5 protein-coding genes are annotated in these 19,491 nt (G+C 70.6%); all 5 read left to right on the plus strand.

The features are described 5' to 3' along the window. Positions 1-86 precede the first annotated feature (86 nt). From ACN8ZM_RS08685 to ACN8ZM_RS08705, 5 genes are read left to right on the plus strand one after another with little or no spacing between them, the layout of a single operon-like run. Positions 87-9,743 (plus strand): amino acid adenylation domain-containing protein, encoded by a 9,657-nt coding sequence (locus tag ACN8ZM_RS08685; protein WP_420209790.1) that lies wholly within the window; start codon positions 87-89, stop codon positions 9,741-9,743. 9 nt (positions 9,744-9,752) lie between these two features. Next, complete coding sequence (locus tag ACN8ZM_RS08690; protein WP_420209791.1) at positions 9,753-14,756, plus strand: amino acid adenylation domain-containing protein; 5,004 nt, start codon at positions 9,753-9,755, stop codon at positions 14,754-14,756. After that, entirely contained in the window at positions 14,746-15,798 is a 1,053-nt protein-coding gene (locus tag ACN8ZM_RS08695; RefSeq protein ID WP_420209792.1) for a GNAT family N-acetyltransferase, read from the plus strand. Before ACN8ZM_RS08690 ends, ACN8ZM_RS08695 begins: the two co-directional genes overlap by 11 nt. A 32-nt stretch (positions 15,799-15,830) precedes the next feature. Further along, positions 15,831-17,207, plus strand: coding sequence for a lysine N(6)-hydroxylase/L-ornithine N(5)-oxygenase family protein (locus ACN8ZM_RS08700; RefSeq protein ID WP_420209793.1), 1,377 nt, complete (start codon positions 15,831-15,833; stop codon positions 17,205-17,207). 22 nt (positions 17,208-17,229) lie between these two features. Next, on the plus strand, positions 17,230-19,470 hold the full coding sequence (locus ACN8ZM_RS08705; RefSeq protein ID WP_420209794.1) for a TonB-dependent siderophore receptor: 2,241 nt from the start codon (positions 17,230-17,232) through the stop codon (positions 19,468-19,470). The last annotated feature ends 21 nt before the right edge of the window (positions 19,471-19,491 follow it).

Raw genomic sequence — 19,491 nt, forward strand, 5'->3', positions numbered from 1 at the left:
GGCCGCGCCGTTCGTCACATCAGTGAAGCCGCCCCAAGCGGCCCCGAGACTTGGCCGAAGCGGCCGGACCGAAGGATTTCACGCACATGACGAGTTTCCCGACTGCGCTGCATCACCGAATCCGCGAACTGGCGCGCATCGCGCCCGACGCACCCGCGATCGCGATCCCTTTCCAGAATGATTTGCGCCTGTCGCGCGGTGCGCTCGATGCGCGGGCGTCGCGGCTGGCCCGGCAGCTGCGCGCGGCCGGCGTCGGCGCGGAAGTGCGGGTGGGCGTGTGCGTCGAGCGTTCGGGCGAGCTGTTCGTCGCGCTGCTGGCCGTGCTGAAGGCGGGCGGTGTGTTCGTGCCGCTCGATCCGCGTCATCCGGCTGCGCGCCTCGACTGGATCGTCCAGGATGCGCAGTTGCGGCACGGGATCGTCGACGCGGCTGGCCGTGCGGCGCTCGGCCAGCCGTTCGAACATGCGTTTGACGCGGCAGTCGAAGCGTCGGACGGGCACGCGATCGCCGTCGATGACGAAGCAGTGTCCGTCCACCCGCGTTCGGCCGCGTACATGATCTATACGTCGGGTTCGACCGGCACGCCGAAGGCGGTCGTCGTCGAACACGGGCCGCTGGCCGCGCACTGCGACGCGCTCGCGGCCGCGCTGCCGATCGAGGCCGGCGACCGCCTGCTGCATTTCGCGTCGGTCAATTTCGATGCCGCTCATGAATGCTGGCTCGCGCCGCTCGCGACCGGTGCGAGCATCGTCGTGGCGCCGCCGCAGCCGTTCGCGCCGGATGCCGCGCATGCGCTGATGGTGAGTGAATCGGTCAACGTGGCCGCGTTCCCGCCTGCATACCTGCGCGAATTCGCGGCAGTGGCCGCGCGCGATGGCGTGCCGCCGGCGTTGCGCGTGCTCGCATTCGGTGGCGAAGCGTTGCCGCAGCAGGCGTTCGAATTCGTGCGCAGCACGTTCCCGTCGGCACGCCTGATCAACGGCTACGGGCCGACCGAGGCCGTGATCTCGCCGATGCTGTGGCCGGTCGAGCCGGGCGAGACGCCCGCGCTGGCCGCCGACGATGCGTATGCGTCGTTGCCGATCGGCCGCGTGATCGGCCCGCGCGTCGCGCGCGTCGACGGGGGTGAAGCCGATGGCGTGGGCGAACTGCTGCTGGGCGGCGTCTGCGTCGCGCGCGGCTATCACGGCCGTCCGGCGCTGACGGCCGAACGTTTCATTCCCGATGCCGATGGCGAACCCGGTGCGCGCGTGTACCGCACGGGCGACCTCGCACGGCTGCGCGACGACGGCGCATTCGACTATCTCGGCCGCCTCGACGACCAGGTCCAGGTGCGCGGCGTGCGCGTCGAGCCCGCTGAAATCGCCGCATGCCTGCGTTCGCATCCGGCCGTGGCCGACGCGGCCGTGGTCGCCGAAACCGGCAACGGGCCGACGCGGCTGATCGCGTGCGTCGCACTGCGCGCGGCAGCCGACGATGCGGCGCTGAAAGCACACGTGGCCGCGCAACTGCCGGCCGCATGGCAGCCGCACCGGTTCGTGCGGTGCGATGCGCTGCCGTATACTCTGAACGGCAAGATCGACCGGGCCGCGCTGCGCGAGAAGATTGCCGCCGCGCGCGACACCGCGCAAGGCAGCGGCGACGCACCGCGCACGCCGACCGAATGGCAACTCGCCGGCCTCTGGCAGACGCTGCTCGGCCTCGACGTCACGCCGTCGCGCGATGACCGTTTCTTCGCGCTGGGCGCCGATTCGCTCGCCGCGATGCAGTTGCAGGCGGCGATCCGTGCCGCATCGCGCGTGAACCTGCGGCTCGATACGCTGTTTGCCGATCCGGCGCTCTTCGAACTGGCCGAAGCGGTCGATCGTTCGGAGCGCGAAACTGGCGAGCCGCTGGCCGCTATTCCCGCTCGCCGTTTGCCGGCAGAAGCGGCCGTATCGGTCGCACCGTACGTCGACCGTGCCGCCTCGCTCGCGCAACAACGTTTCTGGGTGCTCGCGCAAACGCGTGACGCGAGTGCCGCATATCACATCGCCGCGCACTGGACGATCGACGGCGCGCTCGACCGCGACGCGCTGCAGCGCGCGCTCGATCATGTGATCGGACGCCACGAAGCGTGGCGCACGACGCTCGTCGACAACGACGACGGCATCGTGATGCAGCGGATTCATGCGCACCTGCCGGTGTCGATCGCCGACATCGACCTGCGCGACCAGCCGCCCGCCGCACGTGACGCGCAAGCCGCGCGTCTCGCCGAGCGCGATGCGGCCGAACCGTTCGACCTCGCGCGCGGCCCGCTGCTGCGCGCGACGCTAGTCGCACTCGCCAACGACCGTCACCGCCTGCTGCTGACCGCGCATCACGCGATTACCGACGGCTGGAGCTCGCGCTGTGCGTTCGACGAATTGTCGGCTGCCTATCGCGCATATGCCGAAGGCCGCGAACCGTCGTTGCCCGATCTGCCGATCCAGTACGCCGACTATGCGGACTGGCAACGGGACATGCTGGCCGGCGGAGAGGGCGAGCGTCAGCTCGACTACTGGCGCGGCGCATTGCGCGACGTGCCGGGCCCGCTCGCGCTGCCGGTCGATCGTCAGCCGGGGGCGGTACGCACGCTGCAGGGCGCACGCGTGTCGGTGCGGCTGCCCGACGCGGTCGCGGCCGACGTGCGGCAACTTGCGCGCGACGCACAGGCAACCACCTTCACGGTGCTGCTGGCTGCGCTCGACGCGTGGCTGTCGCGCCTGACCGGCACGACGGATATCGTCGTTGCCGTGCCGGTCGCACATCGTCAGCGCCCCGAAACCCGTGCGCTGCTCGGGCTGTTCCTGAATACCGTCGCGCTGCGCGTGCGCGTGGCGCCGACGCTGCCGTTCCGTGCGCTCGTCGATGCGGCGCGCACGGCGGCGCTCGACGCGGTCGCGCACCAGGACGTGCCGTTCGAGCGCGTCGTCGATGCGGTGAAGCCGCCGGTCAAGCGCGGCGACGAATGGCTCCGCGTGAAATTCGCGCAGCAGTTCGACGCGCGGCACGACAGCGTGCTGCCGGGTGCGACGGCCGTTGCAACGCCGGGCCCCGATCTCGCCGCGCGCTTCGAATTCGCAGTGGATTTCACCGACGATGCGAACGGCATCGCGCTGGTCGCGGCCTATGCGACCGATTGCATCGATGCGGACACCGCGCGCGCATGGCTCGACAGCTATGCGGCGCTCGTCGGTGCGGCCGCGCGCGACCCGCACCAAACGACGGCTGTACTGCCGTGCGACGCGTCGGCCGCTTCGCGCCAGCCGCGTGACGGCCGCGCGCTGCGCGTCGAACATGCGGACATCGTCGCCGCGTTCGCGCGACAGGCGGCCGCGTATCCGCATCGCGTCGCGCTCGCCGATGCGTCGGCATCGCTGACGTTCGCCGAACTCGACGACGCATCGAATCGCATCGCACGCGCGTTGACCGAGCGCGGCGTGGCTGCCGAAGCGGCCGTCATCGTCTGCATCGAACGCTCGGCACGCTTCGTCGTCGGCCTGCTCGGTGCGCTGAAGGCCGGTGCGCTCGCCGTATTGCTTGACCCGGCACAGCCGGCCGCGCGACTCGCCGCGGCAGCCGCCGACTGCGGCGCGCGCTGGGCGCTCGTCGCGGAGTCGGCCGCCTGGCCGGCCGGCATCGATGCACAACCGCTCGACGTCGACGCGCTCGCGCAGGACGCGACGCTTGCGCACGCAGCCGGCGTGCGCATCGCACCGCATCCGGAACAGGGCACGTACCTGATCTATACGTCGGGCTCGACCGGCACGCCGAAGGGCGTCGTCGTGTCACACGGCGCGCTGGCCGACTACGTGCAGGGGATGCTCGACGAACTCGCGTTCGCACCGGACGCGTCGTTCGCGATGGTATCGACCGTCGCGGCCGATCTCGGCCACACGACGTTGTTCGGCGCGCTGTGCGCGGGTCGCACGCTGCACCTGTTGCCGGCCGCGTGCGCGTTCGATCCGGACCTGTTCGCCGAGGAAATGCGTCGTCGCGAGGTCGGCGTGCTGAAGATCGTGCCGAGCCACCTGCAGGCGCTGCTCGATGCCCGTGTACCGGCCGACGTGCTGCCGCGCCACGCGCTCGTGACGGGCGGCGAAACGCTCACGTGGGCGCTCGTCGCCCGCCTGGCCGCGCTTGCGCCCGCCTGCCGCGTGATCAACCACTACGGGCCGACCGAAGCGACGGTCGGCGCGATCGCGTGCGACACGGCGTCGATTGCCGCCGATGCGCGCGATCCCGCGAGCAGCGTGCCGCTCGGTCTGCCGCTGCCGAATGCGCGTGCGCTGGTGCTCGATGCGTTCGGCGCGTGCGTGCCGGCTGGCGCGACGGGCGAGTTGTATCTGGGTGGGCCGGGCGTCGCGCGCGGCTACCTCGGTCGCCCGGCGCAGACCGCCGAGCGCTTCGTACCCGATCCGTTCGCGCCCGGCGCGCGGCTGTATCGTACGGGTGACCGCGTACGGTTGCGCGCGGATGGCCGTCTTGCGTTCCTCGGCCGTATCGACGACCAGGTGAAGATTCGCGGCTACCGCGTCGAACCGGGCGAGGTGAGTGCGGCCGTGCGTGCGGCCGGCCCGGTTGCGCAGGCCGAAACGCTCGCGATCGAACACGACGGCCGGCTGCGGCTCGCGACGTTCGTCGTGATGCGCGATGGCGCGAACTTCGACGAGGCCGCCATGCGCGCAGCGCTTGCCGCGAAGCTGCCCGACTACATGGTGCCCGCGCAGTTCGTTGCGCTCGCGCGCCTGCCGGTGACCGCGAACGGCAAGATCGATCGCGCCGCGTTGCGTGAACAGGCGGCCGCGCCGGTCGCGAGCGCGGCCGGCAATGCGCCGCAGGGCCCGGTCGAAACGGTACTCGCGGAAGTCTGGCAAGCCGTGCTGAAGGCGCCGCAAGTCGGCCGCGACGACAACTTCTTCGAACTCGGCGGCGATTCGATCCTCGTGCTGCAGGTGATCGCCCGTGCGCGCAAGCGCGGCGTGCGCTTCACGCCGAAGCAACTGTTTGATGGCCCGACGGTGGCCGAACTCGCGCGCATCGCGAAGACGGAAGACGTGGCTGCCGCACAGCCTGCGGTCGCGGCCGTTGCCAGCGCGCCCGTGGCGGCGCAGGTCCTGACACCCGCGCAGCAGCGCTTCTTCGCGCTCGATATCCCGCATCCAGGCCACTGGAACCAGTCGGTCGCGTTCGACGTGCGTGGCCCGTTCGACGCCGATGCATTCGCGCGCGCCTTCGAATCATTGCTGACCCATCACGACGCTTTCCGCCAGCGCTTTGCGCGCGGCGCGGACGGCACGTGGCACGCCAGCGATGCCGCGAAGCCGTACGACGCACTGCCGTTCGTCGAAGTCTCTGCCCGCGACGAAACCGACGCGCTCGCGCGCTTCGACGCGTTGCAGCGCCGTCTCGACCTCGGCCGCGGGCCGCTTGCCTGCGCATGCGCGGCACGCCTGCCGGACGGATCGACGCAGCTCTATCTCGCGATTCACCATGCGATCGTCGACGGCGTGTCGTGGCGCATCCTGCTCGACGACCTGGACACCGCGTACCGCGCGGCATGCGAGCGCGCGCCGATCCGGCTGTCGCAGCCGGGCCTGCGTGCGGATGCATGGGCGTCGCGACTCGCGCGTGCGGCAACGGAACCGGCATCGCCGTTTGCGGGCGAAGCCGCGTACTGGGCCGGCATGGCGCTGGGCAACGACGTCGTGCCCGATCATCCCGACGCAACGGCGACGAACGCCGATGCCGCCGTCGTCGTGCAGACGATCGACGCGGCACTGACCCGCGCGGCGCTGACCGATGCGCATGCCGCCTATCGCACGCAGACGATCGAACTGCTGGGCGCGGCGCTCGCGCTGGCACTGGCCGGCGTGAGCGGTGCCGCATCGTGCCGGGTCGAGCTGGAAGGGCATGGCCGCGAGGCGCTGTTTGACGATGCCGATGCCAGCCGCACGATCGGCTGGCTGACAAGCCATTACCCGGTGACGCTGCCGGTCGCGGCCACCGCGCGCGACGCGCTCTGCGCGGTCAAGGACACGCTGCGCGCGGTGCCGCACAAGGGGCTCGGCTTCGGCGTGCTCGCACACTACGGCGATGCGGCGACGCGCGCGGCGCTGGCCGCCGTGCCGCGCCCGCGCGTCACGTTCAACTATCTCGGCCAGTTCGACGCGCCGCGCGATGCGACGCTCGTGCCGCGCTTCGGCGGCACCGGCGTCGAACGCGATCCGTTGGGACCGCTCGGCAATACGCTCGCGATCCACGCCTACCTCGACACGGATCGCGACGGCGCACGCACGCTGAAAGTGCATTGGGTCTACGGCGCACCGCAATTCGCGCGCGCGACGATCGACGCATTCGCCGAACGCTTCGCGGCGGCGCTGCGCGAACTCGTCGACGCGTGTGCATCGCGCGTGGCGCATCGCGGCGGTGGCGCGACGCCGGGCGATTTCCCGCTCGCGCAGGCCGCCGGTCTCACGCAGGCCGCGATCGAACGCGCGCCGCTCGACTGGCGCACGATCGACGACGTGTATCCGCTGTCGCCGATGCAGCAGGGCATCCTGTTCCACGCGCTGTTCGCGCCCGGTCACGCGAGCTACGTGAACCAGCTCGTCGCGACCGCGACCGCGCTCGATGCCGATCGTCTCGCGGCCGCATTCGAAGCGTCGATCGCGCGCAACGACATCCTGCGCACGAGCGTGATGCCGGACGAAGCCGCGCCGCTGCAGTGCGTGCATCGCCATGCGCCAATGCCGGTCGAACAGCTCGACTGGCGCACGCGCGGCGACACGCTCGACGCCGATTTCGACGCGTGGCTTGCGGCCGACCGCGCACGCGGTTTCGACTGGCGCGAACCGCCGCTGATGCGGCTCACGCTGATCCGCGTGACCGACGACGCATGGCGTGTCGTATGGACGCGCCACCACGTGCTGCTCGACGGCTGGAGCACCGCGCGCCTGCTCGCGGACGTGCTGCGCGACTATCGCGACCCGGATGCCGTGTCGCCGTTCGCGAGCCGCCCGGCACTGCGCTATCGCGACTTCATCGCATGGCTCGGCACGCGCGACCGCGAAGCCGACGAACGCTTCTGGACGACACGCCTTGCACGGCTCGACGCACCGACGCTGATCGCGGAACGCACGGCTGACCGGGCGGATGCCGAGATGGTCACGTGGCGCGCGACGCTCGACGCCGACGCGATGACGCGTGTCGCGCAGACCGCGCGGGCACTGAAGCTGACCGTCAACACGCTGGTGCAGGGCGCCTGGGCACTCGCGCTGCAGCGGATGACGCACCAGCCGGCCGTCGCGTTCGGCGCGACCGTCGCGGGACGTCCCGACGCGCTGGCGGACGTCGACTCGGTGCTCGGTCTTTTCATCAACACGCTGCCGGTGATCACCGCACCGGCGCCGCAGCAGCGTGCGGCCGACTGGCTGCAAACGCTGCAACGCGACAACGCGGCCGCTGCCGAGCACGCGCACACGCCGCTTGCCGACATCCAGCGCTGGGCGCGCGGGGCGGGTGGTGCGTTGTTCGACACGCTGGTCGTGTTCGAGAACTATCCGGTCGACGACACGGCGGGCGACGCGGATCCGCGCGCGCTCGCGTTGAGCGGCGTGCGCAGCATCGAAGCGACCGACTTCGCGCTGACGCTCGTGATCGAGAGCGGCGCCGAGTTGACGATCGACTACGGCTACGACACCGCGCGCGTCGACGCGCGGCAGGTAGAAACCTGGCACCGTGCATTCGCGTGTGCGCTCGATGCGCTGGCCCGCACGCCGGACGCGCTGCTCGGCGCGCTGTCGATCGCAGATGACGCAACCCGCGATGCACTGGCGCTGGCGCAAGACACCGCGCGCGAGTGGCCGGCATCGCAACAGCAGCCGCTGCATCTTCAATTCGCCGATGCGGCGCGGGCGACGCCCGACGCGATCGCGCTCGAATACGCGGACATTCACGGCGGCTTGCATCGCGCAACCTATCGCGAACTCGACGTCAGCACGTCGCGGATCGCGGCCGCGCTACGCCGGCGCGGCGTGCAGCCCGACACGCCGGTCGCGCTGTGTGTCGAGCGTTCGTTCGACATGGTGATGGCGCTGGTCGGCGTCCTGAAGGCAGGCGCGGCCTACCTGCCGGTCGATCCCGACTATCCGGCCGAGCGCATCGCCTACCTGCTGCGCGACGCGCGGCCGGCCGTCGCGATTACTCAGGCGCATCTGCGTGAACCAGTCGAAGCTGCGCTCGGCGACGGTGCAACGACGCAGTTGCTGACGGTCGCGGATCTGCTCGCCGACGAAAGCGAAAGCGACGCTGCCAGCGCGCCTGCCACGATCGACGATGCCCAACTCGCGTACCTGATCTACACGTCCGGCTCGACCGGCAAGCCGAAAGGTGCCGGCAACACGCACGGCGCGCTCGCGAACCGGATCGCGTGGATGCAGCACGCCTACCGGCTGACACGCGACGACGTCGTGCTGCACAAGACGCCGTTCGGTTTCGACGTCTCCGTGTGGGAATTCGTGTGGCCGCTGGCGATCGGCGCGAAGCTCGCGATCGCCGCGCCAGGCGACCATCGCGATCCGGCGCGTCTGGCTGCGGCGATCCATGCGCACGGCGTAACGGTGCTGCACTTCGTGCCGTCGATGCTCGCCGCGTTCGCCGCGTATCTCGACGACTTTTCAGCCGCCACGCAGTGCGACAGCGTGCGCCTGATCGTCGCGAGCGGCGAGGCGCTCGCGCCCGAGCTCGTCGCGAAAATGGCGCGGCTGCTGCCGAACGCGACGCTCGTGAACCTGTACGGGCCGACCGAGGCCGCGATCGACGTGTCGCACTGGACCTGCTGCCCCGACGACGCAAATGCGGTCGCGGTGCCGATCGGCCATCCGATCGCGAACCTGCAACTGCACGTGCTCGATGCCGCATGGCAGCCGGTGCCGGCCGGTGCGACCGGCGAACTGTATCTCGCCGGCGCGGGCCTCGCGCGCGGCTATCTCGGCCGTCCGGCGCTGACCGCCGAGCGCTTCGTACCCGATCCGTTCGTGCCGGGCGCGCGCATGTACCGCACCGGCGACCTCGCGCGCCGGCGCGTGGACGGTGCGCTCGACTACCTCGGCCGCGTCGACACGCAGGTCAAGCTGCGCGGCCAACGGATCGAACCGGGCGAGATCGAGGCGCTGCTGCGTGCGGCGCCCGGCGTGAACGATGCAGTCGTGATCGTGCGCGACGAGCAACTGATCGGCTATGTCGCATGCGGCGACGCGGGCCCGCTCGACCGGGCAGCGCTGCTCGACGCGCTGCGCGCGCAATTGCCGGCCTACATGGTGCCGTCGCAACTGATCGAACTCGATGCATTGCCCGTCACGCCGAATGGCAAGTGCGACCGCCATGCGTTGCCCGCACCGGTACGCGAAACGGCAGCCGAAGTCGAACTCGCGACCGACACTGAACGCGCGCTCGCCGAGATCTGGCAACGCGTGCTGCACGTGGACGCGATCGGCCGCGACGGCGACTTCTTCCTGCTCGGCGGCCATTCGCTGCTCGCGACGCAAGCCCATGCGCAGGCAAACCTGCACTGGGGGCTCGCGTTGCCGCTGCGCACGCTGTTCGACACGCGCACGCTGGCGCGCTGCGCGGAGGCGATCGACGCGGCCTGCGCGGTGCGCGGCGCGACCGATGCGGCGAGCGCGATCGACGCGCTGCTCGGCGAACTGGAAACCCAATAAGGACGACGGATGACGAAGGTTCAACCCGACTGGCTCGCGCTCGCGACGCGTTTCGCGCAACTGCCCGACGCGCAGCGCGCGGTCTTCATCGACAAGCTCGGTGCGGCCGGTATCGATTTTCGCGTGCTGCCGATCCCGCCCCGCACGCCGCGCAGCGACCGGGTGCCGGCGTCGTTCGCACAGACGCGGCTGTGGCTGCATGCGCGGCTGATCGATGCGCCCGACGCGTATCACATCACCGAGCGCCTGGCGCTGACGGGCCCGCTCGACGCGCATGCGCTGCGCCTTGCGTGCGATGCGCTGATCGCACGCCACGAAGCGCTGCGCACGACCTTCGACGAAGCGCAGGACGGCGTCGCGCAAACGATCCACGCGCCGTTGCGCTGCCCGTGGCGCGAAACCGGTCTCGAAGCGCTGCCGGACGCGCAGCGCACGGCCCGCGCGGAAGCCGTCGCGACGGCCGATGAAGCCGAGCCGTTCGATCTCGGCGCGGCGCCGCTCGTTCGCGCGCATCTGGTGCGCTTCGACGCGACCCATCACTGGCTCGCGCTGACCGTGCATCACATCGTGTCGGACGGCTGGTCGTCGGGCGTGATGCTCGAGGAACTCGCGGCGTTCTATCGCGCGTATGCGTCGGACCGGCCGGTGCCGCTCGCGCCGCTGCCGATCCAGTACGCCGACTACGCGCTGTGGCAGCGCCGCTGGCTCGACGCCGGCGAACGCGACCGCCAGCTCGCTTTCTGGCGCGAACGGCTCGATCCTCAACGTGGCGTGCTGACGCTGCCGGGCGCGACCGCACGGCCGGCGCGCCGCAGTGCGCGCGGCGCACGCCATGTGTTTTCGCTGAACGCGCGCATCGGTGCGCAACTGCGCGCATTCGCGGCCGCATCGGGCGCCACGCCGTTCGCGGTGTTGCTCGCCGCACTCGATGCGCTGCTGGCGCGCGCAACCGGCGACGCGCGGATCTGCGTCGGCGTGCCGGCCGCGAACCGCGAACGCGCAGAAGTCGCAGGCCTGATCGGTTTCTTCGTCAACACGCTGGCGATCGATGTCGACGTGCCCGCGCATGGTGATTTCTCGTCGCTGGTCGCCCGCACGCAGCGTGCGCTCGTCGACGCGCAGATGCATCAGGACGTGCCGTTCGAGCAGGTGGCCGACGCGCTCGGTGTGCCGCGCAGCGCGAGCCACCATCCGCTGTTCCAGGTGATGGCCGCGTACGGCGAGCGCCGCGCGCTGCCGGCGCTCGGCACGGCATCGGCCGCGTTGCTGCCGTCGGGCACGCCGTCCGCGAAATTCGACCTGACGCTTTCTGTCGAAGCGACGCCTGAAGGCACGTTCGACGCCGCATTCATCTACGCGCTCGACCTGTTCGATGCGGACGCGATCGCCCGGCTGGCCGCGCGTTTCGTTACGCTGCTGGCCGATGTGCTTGCGCGCCCCGACATGCCGGTCGGCGATCTCGACTGGCTGCCCGCCGACGAGCGCGAGCAACTCTTCGCCTGGAACGCACCGGCGGGCGCGACCGACGCCGAACCGTTCGTGCCCGTGCATGCCCGCATCGCCGCGCATGCGCAAGCACGACCCGACGCACGCGGCGTGGCCGATATCGATCGTGCGCTGACGCGCGGTGAAGTCGACGCGCGCGCCGCGCGCCTGGCACGTCACCTGGTGGCGGCCGGCGTCCGCCCGGAAATGCGCGTCGGCGTGGCGCTGCAGCGCTCGGTCGACCTGCTCGTCGCGCTGATCGCGGTGCTGAAGTCGGGCGCCGCGTTCGTGCCGCTCGATCCGGCGCATCCGCGCGAACGGCTCGCGCAGATCGTCGGCGACGCAACCATCGCGCACGTGCTGACCGACGGCGCGAGCGCCGCATCGCTGCCGGAGCTGCCGGATCTGCGCGTGTGGCGCGCCGATGAGGTCGATGCACTCGACGCAGCCGCGCACGTCGTGCTGCCGGACGCGCTGCCGGGCCATGCGGCCTATGCGATCTACACGTCGGGTTCGACCGGCAAGCCGAAGGGCGTGATCGTCGACCATGCGTCGTTCGCGCTGCATTGCGCGGCGATCGCCGAACGCTACGGCGCGGGCGAGCAGGACGTGTTTCTGCTGTTCCAGTCGGTCAACTTCGACGGCGCGCACGAAGGCTGGTTTTCGCAATATATGTCGGGTGCCGCCGTGTCGGTGACGGCCGACGTGCTGTGGCCGCCCGCGCAGACCTGCGCGATGATGGTCCGCGACGGCGTGACGATGACCTATGTGCCGCCCGGCTGCGCCGCACAGCTCGCGGAATGGGCGCTCGCGCATGGTGCGCCGCCGACGCTGCGTTCGCTGACGGTAGGCGGCGAGGCGACGTCGCGCGAGGCGTTCGCGATGCTGCGCCGCGCGCTGCCGAACGTGCGCGTGGTCAACGGCTACGGCCCGACCGAGACGGTCATCACGCCGACGCTGTGGATGTTCCGGCCCGGCGACGAACTCGCGAAGCTCGGCGACGCCGCGTACCTGCCGATCGGTACACTGGTCGGCGCACGCACCGCGCATGTGCTCGACGAGCGGCTGCATCCGCTGCCGGTGGGCGTGATCGGCGAACTGTACCTGGGCGGCGAGGGGATCGGCGTCGCGCGCGGCTATCTCGACCGCCCGGCGCTGACGGCCGAGCGCTTCGTGCCCGATCCGTACGGCGCGCCGGGCGCGCGGCTGTACCGCACGGGCGACCTCGTACGGCGTCGCGCGGATGGCGTGTTCGACTTCATCGGCCGCGTCGATCATCAGGTGAAGCTGCGCGGGCTGCGCATCGAACTCGGCGAGATCGAGGCGCAGCTTGCCGCGCACGACGCGGTGCGCGAAGCGTGCGCGGTCGTGCACGGGCAGGGCGCACTCGCGCAGCTCGTCGCGTATGTCGAACTGACCGCCGACGCACGGGCGGCCGCACAGCCGGTCGAAGCCGCGACGCTAGACGCGCACCTGCGCCGCAAGCTGCCCGACTACATGGTGCCGGCGCAGCTGATCGTGCTCGACGCGCTGCCGCGCAACGCGAACAGCAAGGTCGACCGCGCCCGGCTGCCGGCGCCGGTGCGTATCGAGCGTGCGTACGAAGCGCCGCACGACGGCGACGAAGCCGCGCTCGCGGCGATCTGGTGCGACGTGCTGAATCTCGAGCGCGTGGGCCGTGGCGATCACTTCTTCGATCTCGGCGGCCATTCGCTCGCCGCCGTGCGCGTCGCGACGCGCGTGGCCGAGCGGCTCGGCCGCGACGTGCCGGTGCGCGCGCTGTTCGAGGCGCCGGTGCTCGCGCAGTACGCGTTGCAGGTGGCCGATGCGCCGCGCGCCGCGCATGCCGGTGCTGCGGCGCCGGGTGTCGCGGTAGCCAAACCGGACGCACACGGCGTGTGGCCGCTGTCGCCGGCGCAGCTCGGCCTGTGGTTCCTGTGGCGTGCGCAGCCGGACAGCGCCGCATACAACATTCCGGTCGCGCTGCGTGTGCGCGGCCCGCTCGACGTCGATGCGCTGCGTGCCGCCTTCTCGGATGTCGCGGCCGTGCATCCCGCGCTGCGCGCGCGGCTCGTTGCGCGTGACGGCGCGCTGCCGGGCCAGCGGATCGACGCAGACGTAACTGTCGAACTGCCGGTGATCGACCTGTCGGCGCAAACCGATGTGCTGGCTCGCGCCGCGGCGTTGACCGACGAGGATGCACTCACGCCGTTCGACCTCGCAGCCGATGCGCCGCTGTGGCGCGCGCGGGTACTGCGGCTCGGTGCAGACGATCACGTGTTGTCGGTGACGATTCATCACATCGTGTCGGATGGCGAATCGATCGAGCTGTGGCTCGATGCGGTTCGTGCGCGCTATGTCGCCCGCGTAAAGGTCGCCGCCGTGCCAGCCGAAGCGGTCGTCCAACTGGCCGTCCAACCGGCCGTACCACTCGTGCTGCCCGCGCCGTGCCATCCGGCCCGCGTCGCCTACTGGCGCGATGCGCTCGCCGATCTGCCGGCGCGCGTGCTGCCGCAGCGCGCGGACGCGCCGGCCGTGCCGCAATGGCGCGCGGCACGCATCGCGTTCGATTTCGACGGCCCACTGATCCGCGCGGCGCGCGACACGGCGTCGGCCGCGCACGCGACGCTGCCGATGCTGCTGCACGCGGCGCTCAACGCCGCACTGTTCCGCGCGACGGGGGCGGCCGACCAGCCGGTCGGCGTGCTCGCGTCGACGCGCGAGCTGACGGGCGACGCGGCTCGTGATGCGCTCGGCCTCTTCATCAATTCGGTCGTCGTGCGCACGCGGATCGACCCGGCCGCGCGCCGGGCGGACCTGCTCGCCCAAGTGCGCGACACGGCGCTCGCGGCCTACGCGCACGCCGACGTGCCGTTCGCGGACGTCGTCGCGGCGCTGCGCGCGCCACGTGCCGCGCAGGCCAATCCGCTGTTCCAGGTGATGTTCAACTACCTGCGCCCGGCCGGTGCCGCGACACGCGACTGGGCCGGCCTGTCGCTGGCCGGATTCGACGACGTGCGCCATCGCGTCGTGTTCACGCTGGAGCTGGACGTCGTCGAGCATCCGGACGGCCGCGTGAGCGCCGCGTTCTCGTATGCGGACGAACTGCTCGAGCGCGGCTTCGTCGATGCGCTCGTCGATCTCTATCACGACGAAGTCGCGCGCTTCGCCGGCGCGTCGGAAGCGGCGCTCGGCGTGCCCGACGAGCGTGCCGTTGCACAAGCGCCGCGTCGCGCACCGGCGCAAGGCGGTTCATGCGCGGCAACGCCGTCACGTACGCCGCATGCGGCTGCCGTGCTCGCGGCGCTGTGGTCGGACACGTTCGCGACGGCCGCGCCCGAACCTGGCGCCGACCTGTTCGAAGCCGGCGCGAGCTCGTTCGACGTCGTGCGTTTCGTCGATGCGGCCAGCCGCGTCGGTCACGCGCTGACGGTTGCCGACGTATTCGCGTCGCCGACGCTCGCGGCGCTCGGCGCGCGACTCGATGCGCTCACGGAAACGGGACAGGAGGCACGCCATGCTGGCTGAAGTACGTCCGGACGGATTCACGATGCTCGATACCTACCGCCTCGCGTTCGCGGACGGTCTGTTCGCCGTGCGCGACGGTGCGGAGATCCGCGTCGCGCAGGGCGACGGCATCGGCGCGCAGTTGCTGCGCGCCCAACTTGGCGACGACGGCGCGCTGCGCCTCGTCGCGTACAACCATCGCGCGGCGCCGGCCGACCAGCGGCGCGCGCTGCTGGCCGCGCTGGCGGCGGCGTTTTCGGACAGCGCGCGCCACGCGGCGATCCGGCTCGACCCGGCCGCATGGCCGGCGGTCGCGCTCGATGCGCTGCGCGCGAGCGGCGTGCTCGCCGACGGCGGACGCTGCATGCGCGAGGGCTGGGCGCAGCAGGCCGATCTGTGGCTCGTCGGCCCGCATCTGCCCTGCGCGACGTTGCCGATGCTCACCGACGGCCGCCGCCATCCGCGCCGGCCGCCCGCGCCGCGCGGCGAGGTCTACGCGCGCGACCTGCCGGCGCTCGGCGTGCGCTTCATGCTGCGCGGCTGGCAGCCCGCCGAGGATACCGGGCGACTCGCGCGCTGGTTCGGCGAACCGCGCGTGCGCGACGGCTGGCCGGGCGCGCAACCCATGCAACCCGCGCCATCCGGCACGGACGGCGCGCAAGGCACCGCGCCCGGCACCGATCCGCACGTGATTCCGCTCGTCGGCTGCTTCGACGGCGAACCGTTCGCGTTTTTCGAAGCGTACTGGCTGAAGGAAGACGCGCTCGCGCCGCACGTCGCGGCGCGCGACTACGACCGCGGCCTGCGGATGCTGGTCGGCGAATCGCGCTGGCGCGGCCCGCATTGCGTGGCCGGCTGGCTGCCGTCCGTCGTCCATTACCTGTTTCTCGACGACCCGCGTACCGAAGCGGTCGGCTGTGCCGTTCCGGCCGGCCACGCGCGGGTTGCCGACCATCTCGCGCGGCATGGCTTCGCGCGGCAGCGCCGTCTCGCGCTGGCCGACGCGCAGCCGCTGTGGATGCGCGCGCTGCGCGAGACGTTCTTCTCCGGCCGTCACGTCTGACGCGCCGGATTCACCGACAAGGGAGCTGAGACATGCAGAGAGAAACCGTATTCGACCTGATCGGCGTCGGCTTCGGGCCGTCGAATCTGGCGCTGGCCGTGCGCCTCGCGGAGCGCAGCGGCGCGCGGACGTTTGCCCATTGCTTCGTCGAGCGCCAGCCTGAATTCGGCTGGCATCGCGGGATGCTGCTCGACGACTGCCGGATGCAGATCTCGTTTCTGAAGGATCTCGTCACGATGCGCGATCCGAAAAGCCCCTACACGTTCATCAACTACCTGTTCGAACGCGGCCGGCTGAACGAATTCGTCAACCTGAAGAACTTCTATCCGACCCGCGTCGAGTTCCACGACTACCTGAGCTGGGTGGCCGAGGCGTTCGACGATCGCGTCCATTACAGCGAGACCGTCCTCGCGATCGAGCCCGTGCGCGGCGATGGCGCGAAGATCGATGCGCTGCGGGTGCTGTCGCGCGACGCCGCGGGCCACGAGCGCCAGCGCGTCACGCGCGCGCTGTCGGTCGGCGTCGGCGGCACGCCGGCGATTCCGGACGCGTTCGCCGCGCTCGGCCGCGACCGCGTGATCCACTCGTCGTCGTACCTGACCGACATCGACCGGCTCGTCGCATCGCCGGACGGCGAGCGCCGCCGCGTCGCGGTGATCGGCGCGGGGCAGAGCGCGGCCGAGGTGTTCATCGATCTCGCACGCCGCTTCCCGCATGTCGACGCGAGCCTCGTGATGCGCGCAGGCGCACTGAAGCCCGCGGACGACAGCCCGTTCGTCAACGAGATCTTCAGCCCCGAGTTCACCGATGTCGTCTATGCGCAGCCGCACGACGCGCGCCGCGCGCTGCTCGAGCGCTATCGAGACACGAACTACGCGGTGGTCGACCGCCCGCTGATCGAACAGATCTACGAAATGCTGTACCTGCAGCGCATCGACGGGACGCCGCGTCATGCGCTGCTCGCGAACAGCGCGATCGAAGCCGCGGTGCGCGGCGCCGACGGCCGCATCGAACTGACGCTGCGCGACCGGATGAGCGGCGCGACGCGCGTCGAGCGCTTCGACGCGCTCGTGCTGGCAACCGGCTACCGCCGCGACACGCATTCCGCGCTGCTCGAAGGGCTCGCGCCGCACCTGGGCGATGCGCTGGTGCGCGGCGACGTCGCGCGCGACTACCTGCTCGCGACACCCGAGCACTTCGCGCCGCGCATCTACCTGCAAGGCTGCTGCGAAGACAGCCACGGCCTGTCCGACACGCTGCTGTCGGTACTGGCGCGCCGCGCGGACGAAATCTGCGCATCGCTCGAACACGGAACCGCACCCGCCCATGAAGAAGGCGCGGCCCGGGCACCGCATGAAAAACGACAGGACAACGGGGTGAGCGCAAGCCGGATGGCTTTCGCTCTTTGACAAAGGCGCGGTCGGAGACCGCATGAAAAAACTGGAGCAGAGAAAGATGGAGTGGGCAACAGGCACGCGTTTGCGTGCGATCGCAGCCGCGGCGAGCGTGGCGTTCGGGGCGGCGGCAGGGCACGCGCATGCCCAGACGGCGCCGGCCGTGAACGCGGGCGCCGCGGCGTCGGCCAGCAGTGCGCAGAACGGTGGGTCGGCCAGTGCGGCGGCCGGCACGCTGCCGACGATCAACGTCAACGCGGCCTCGGCAGGGGACGGCACGGTCGGGCTCGTCGCGAAGCGCAGCCGGACCGGCACCAAGACCGATACGCCGATCAACGAGATTCCGCAGACGATCAACATCGTCACCGCGCAGCAGATCGAGATGACGGGCGCGACCGACGTGAACGCGGCGCTGCGCTACGTGCCGGGTTTCTCGTCGTACGGCTCGGACAACCGTTCGGACTGGTACGCGGCGCTGCGCGGCTTCACGCCGACCGCGTATGTGAACGGGCTGCAGGTGCCGAACACGCTGAACCTGGCGAGCTGGCGCGTCGATCCGTACATGATCGACAGCATCAGCGTGCTGCGCGGGCCGACCTCGGTACTGTACGGCGCGGGCGATCCCGGCGCGATCATCGACGTGCAGACCAAGCTCGCCGACGGCGAGCGCGTGCGCGAGGCCGGTGTGCAGATCGGCAACTATGCGCGCAAGCAGTTCATGATCGACGTCGGCGACAAGCTCGACCCGGACGGCAAGTACGCGTACCGGTTCGTCGGCGTCGCGCGCGACGGCAACGCGGTGACCGGCCCGAACAACGACCAGCGCATTGCGCTCGCGCCGTCGTTCCGCTGGCGCCCGAACGCGGATACGTCGCTGACGGTTTCCGCGACCTACCTGCAGGACTGGGGCGACATCTCGTCGAACTTCCTGCCCGCGCAGGGCACGGTGCTGCCGAACCCGAACGGGCAGATCAATAAGGATATCTACGAAGGCGACGGGAACTTCAACTACTACCGCAAGAAGCAGTGGTCGCTCGGCTATCAGTTCGAGCACAATCTGAACTCGATGTGGACGCTGCGCCAGAACGTGCGCTGGATGCACCTGTCGCTCGACAACGCGTCGGTGTTCGGGAACGGCTTCGTCGACGGCAGCACGACCGACGTGTCGCGCTGGGCCGGCCTGTTCCAGATGAACTACAGCCGTTTCGACATCGACAACAACGCGCAGGCGCGCTTCGGCACCGGCCCGCTCGAGCACACGCTGCTGCTCGGTTTCCAGTACAACCGGCAGACGGCGACCGACAGCGAATGGCTGGCCGCGGCGCCGCCGCTGAACCTGTACAACCCGGTCTACCTGCCGGTCACGATGGGCGCGTTCGCGGATCCCGACGCGACGTCCCGTACCAACACGTACACGACGATGAACACGTTCGGCCTGTACGCGCAGGACCAGATCAAGTGGAACCGCTGGACGCTGACGCTGGGCGGCCGCGAGGACTGGGTCAACATGCGGATGGACGACCGCGCCAGCGGCACGCAGTCGAAGGCCGACGTCACGGCGTTCACCGGCCGCGTGGGTCTGACGTATCAGGGCGATTACGGGCTGTCGCCGTACATCAGCTACGCGACGTCGTTCAATCCGTTGATCGGCGTGAGCATGCTCGGCGGCGGGCTGTCGCAGCCGACGCGCGGCAAGCAGATCGAGGCCGGCCTGCGCTGGCAGCCGCCCGGCAAGAACCTGATGCTGAACGCGGCGATCTACCAGATCAACCAGACCAACGTGCTCACGCCGGCGCCGACCGATATCACGAAGTCGGTGCAGACCGGCGAAGTGCGTTCGCGCGGGATCGAGCTGAGCGCGACCGGCAAGGTCACGCGCAACCTGTCGGTGATCGCGTCGTACGTGTATCAGGACGTGAAGAACGTGAAGGCCAACGACGTGTCGCTGAACAACTGGCCGGTCGATGTGCCGCGCCCGCGCCAGATCGCGTCGCTGTGGACCGACTGGACGTGGCACACGGGGCCGCTCGAGGGCTTCGGCCTCGGCGGCGGCATTCGCTACCAGAGCGCATCGGCCGGTGCGGCCGACAACTCGCTGACGGTATCGAGCGTCACGCTGTTCGACGCGGGCCTGCACTACGACACGCGTAACTGGCGCTTCGCCGTGAACGGGACGAACCTCTTCAACCGCCATTACATCAGCGGTTGCCAGTCGACGAACGTCTGCATTTTCGGTACCGACCGCACGGTGATCGCGACCGCGAAATACAACTGGTGACGATGCGCGCCGCGGCCCGCC

The sequence above is a fragment of the Burkholderia aenigmatica genome (assembly GCF_048627025.1).
Lineage (GTDB): Bacteria > Pseudomonadota > Gammaproteobacteria > Burkholderiales > Burkholderiaceae > Burkholderia > Burkholderia aenigmatica.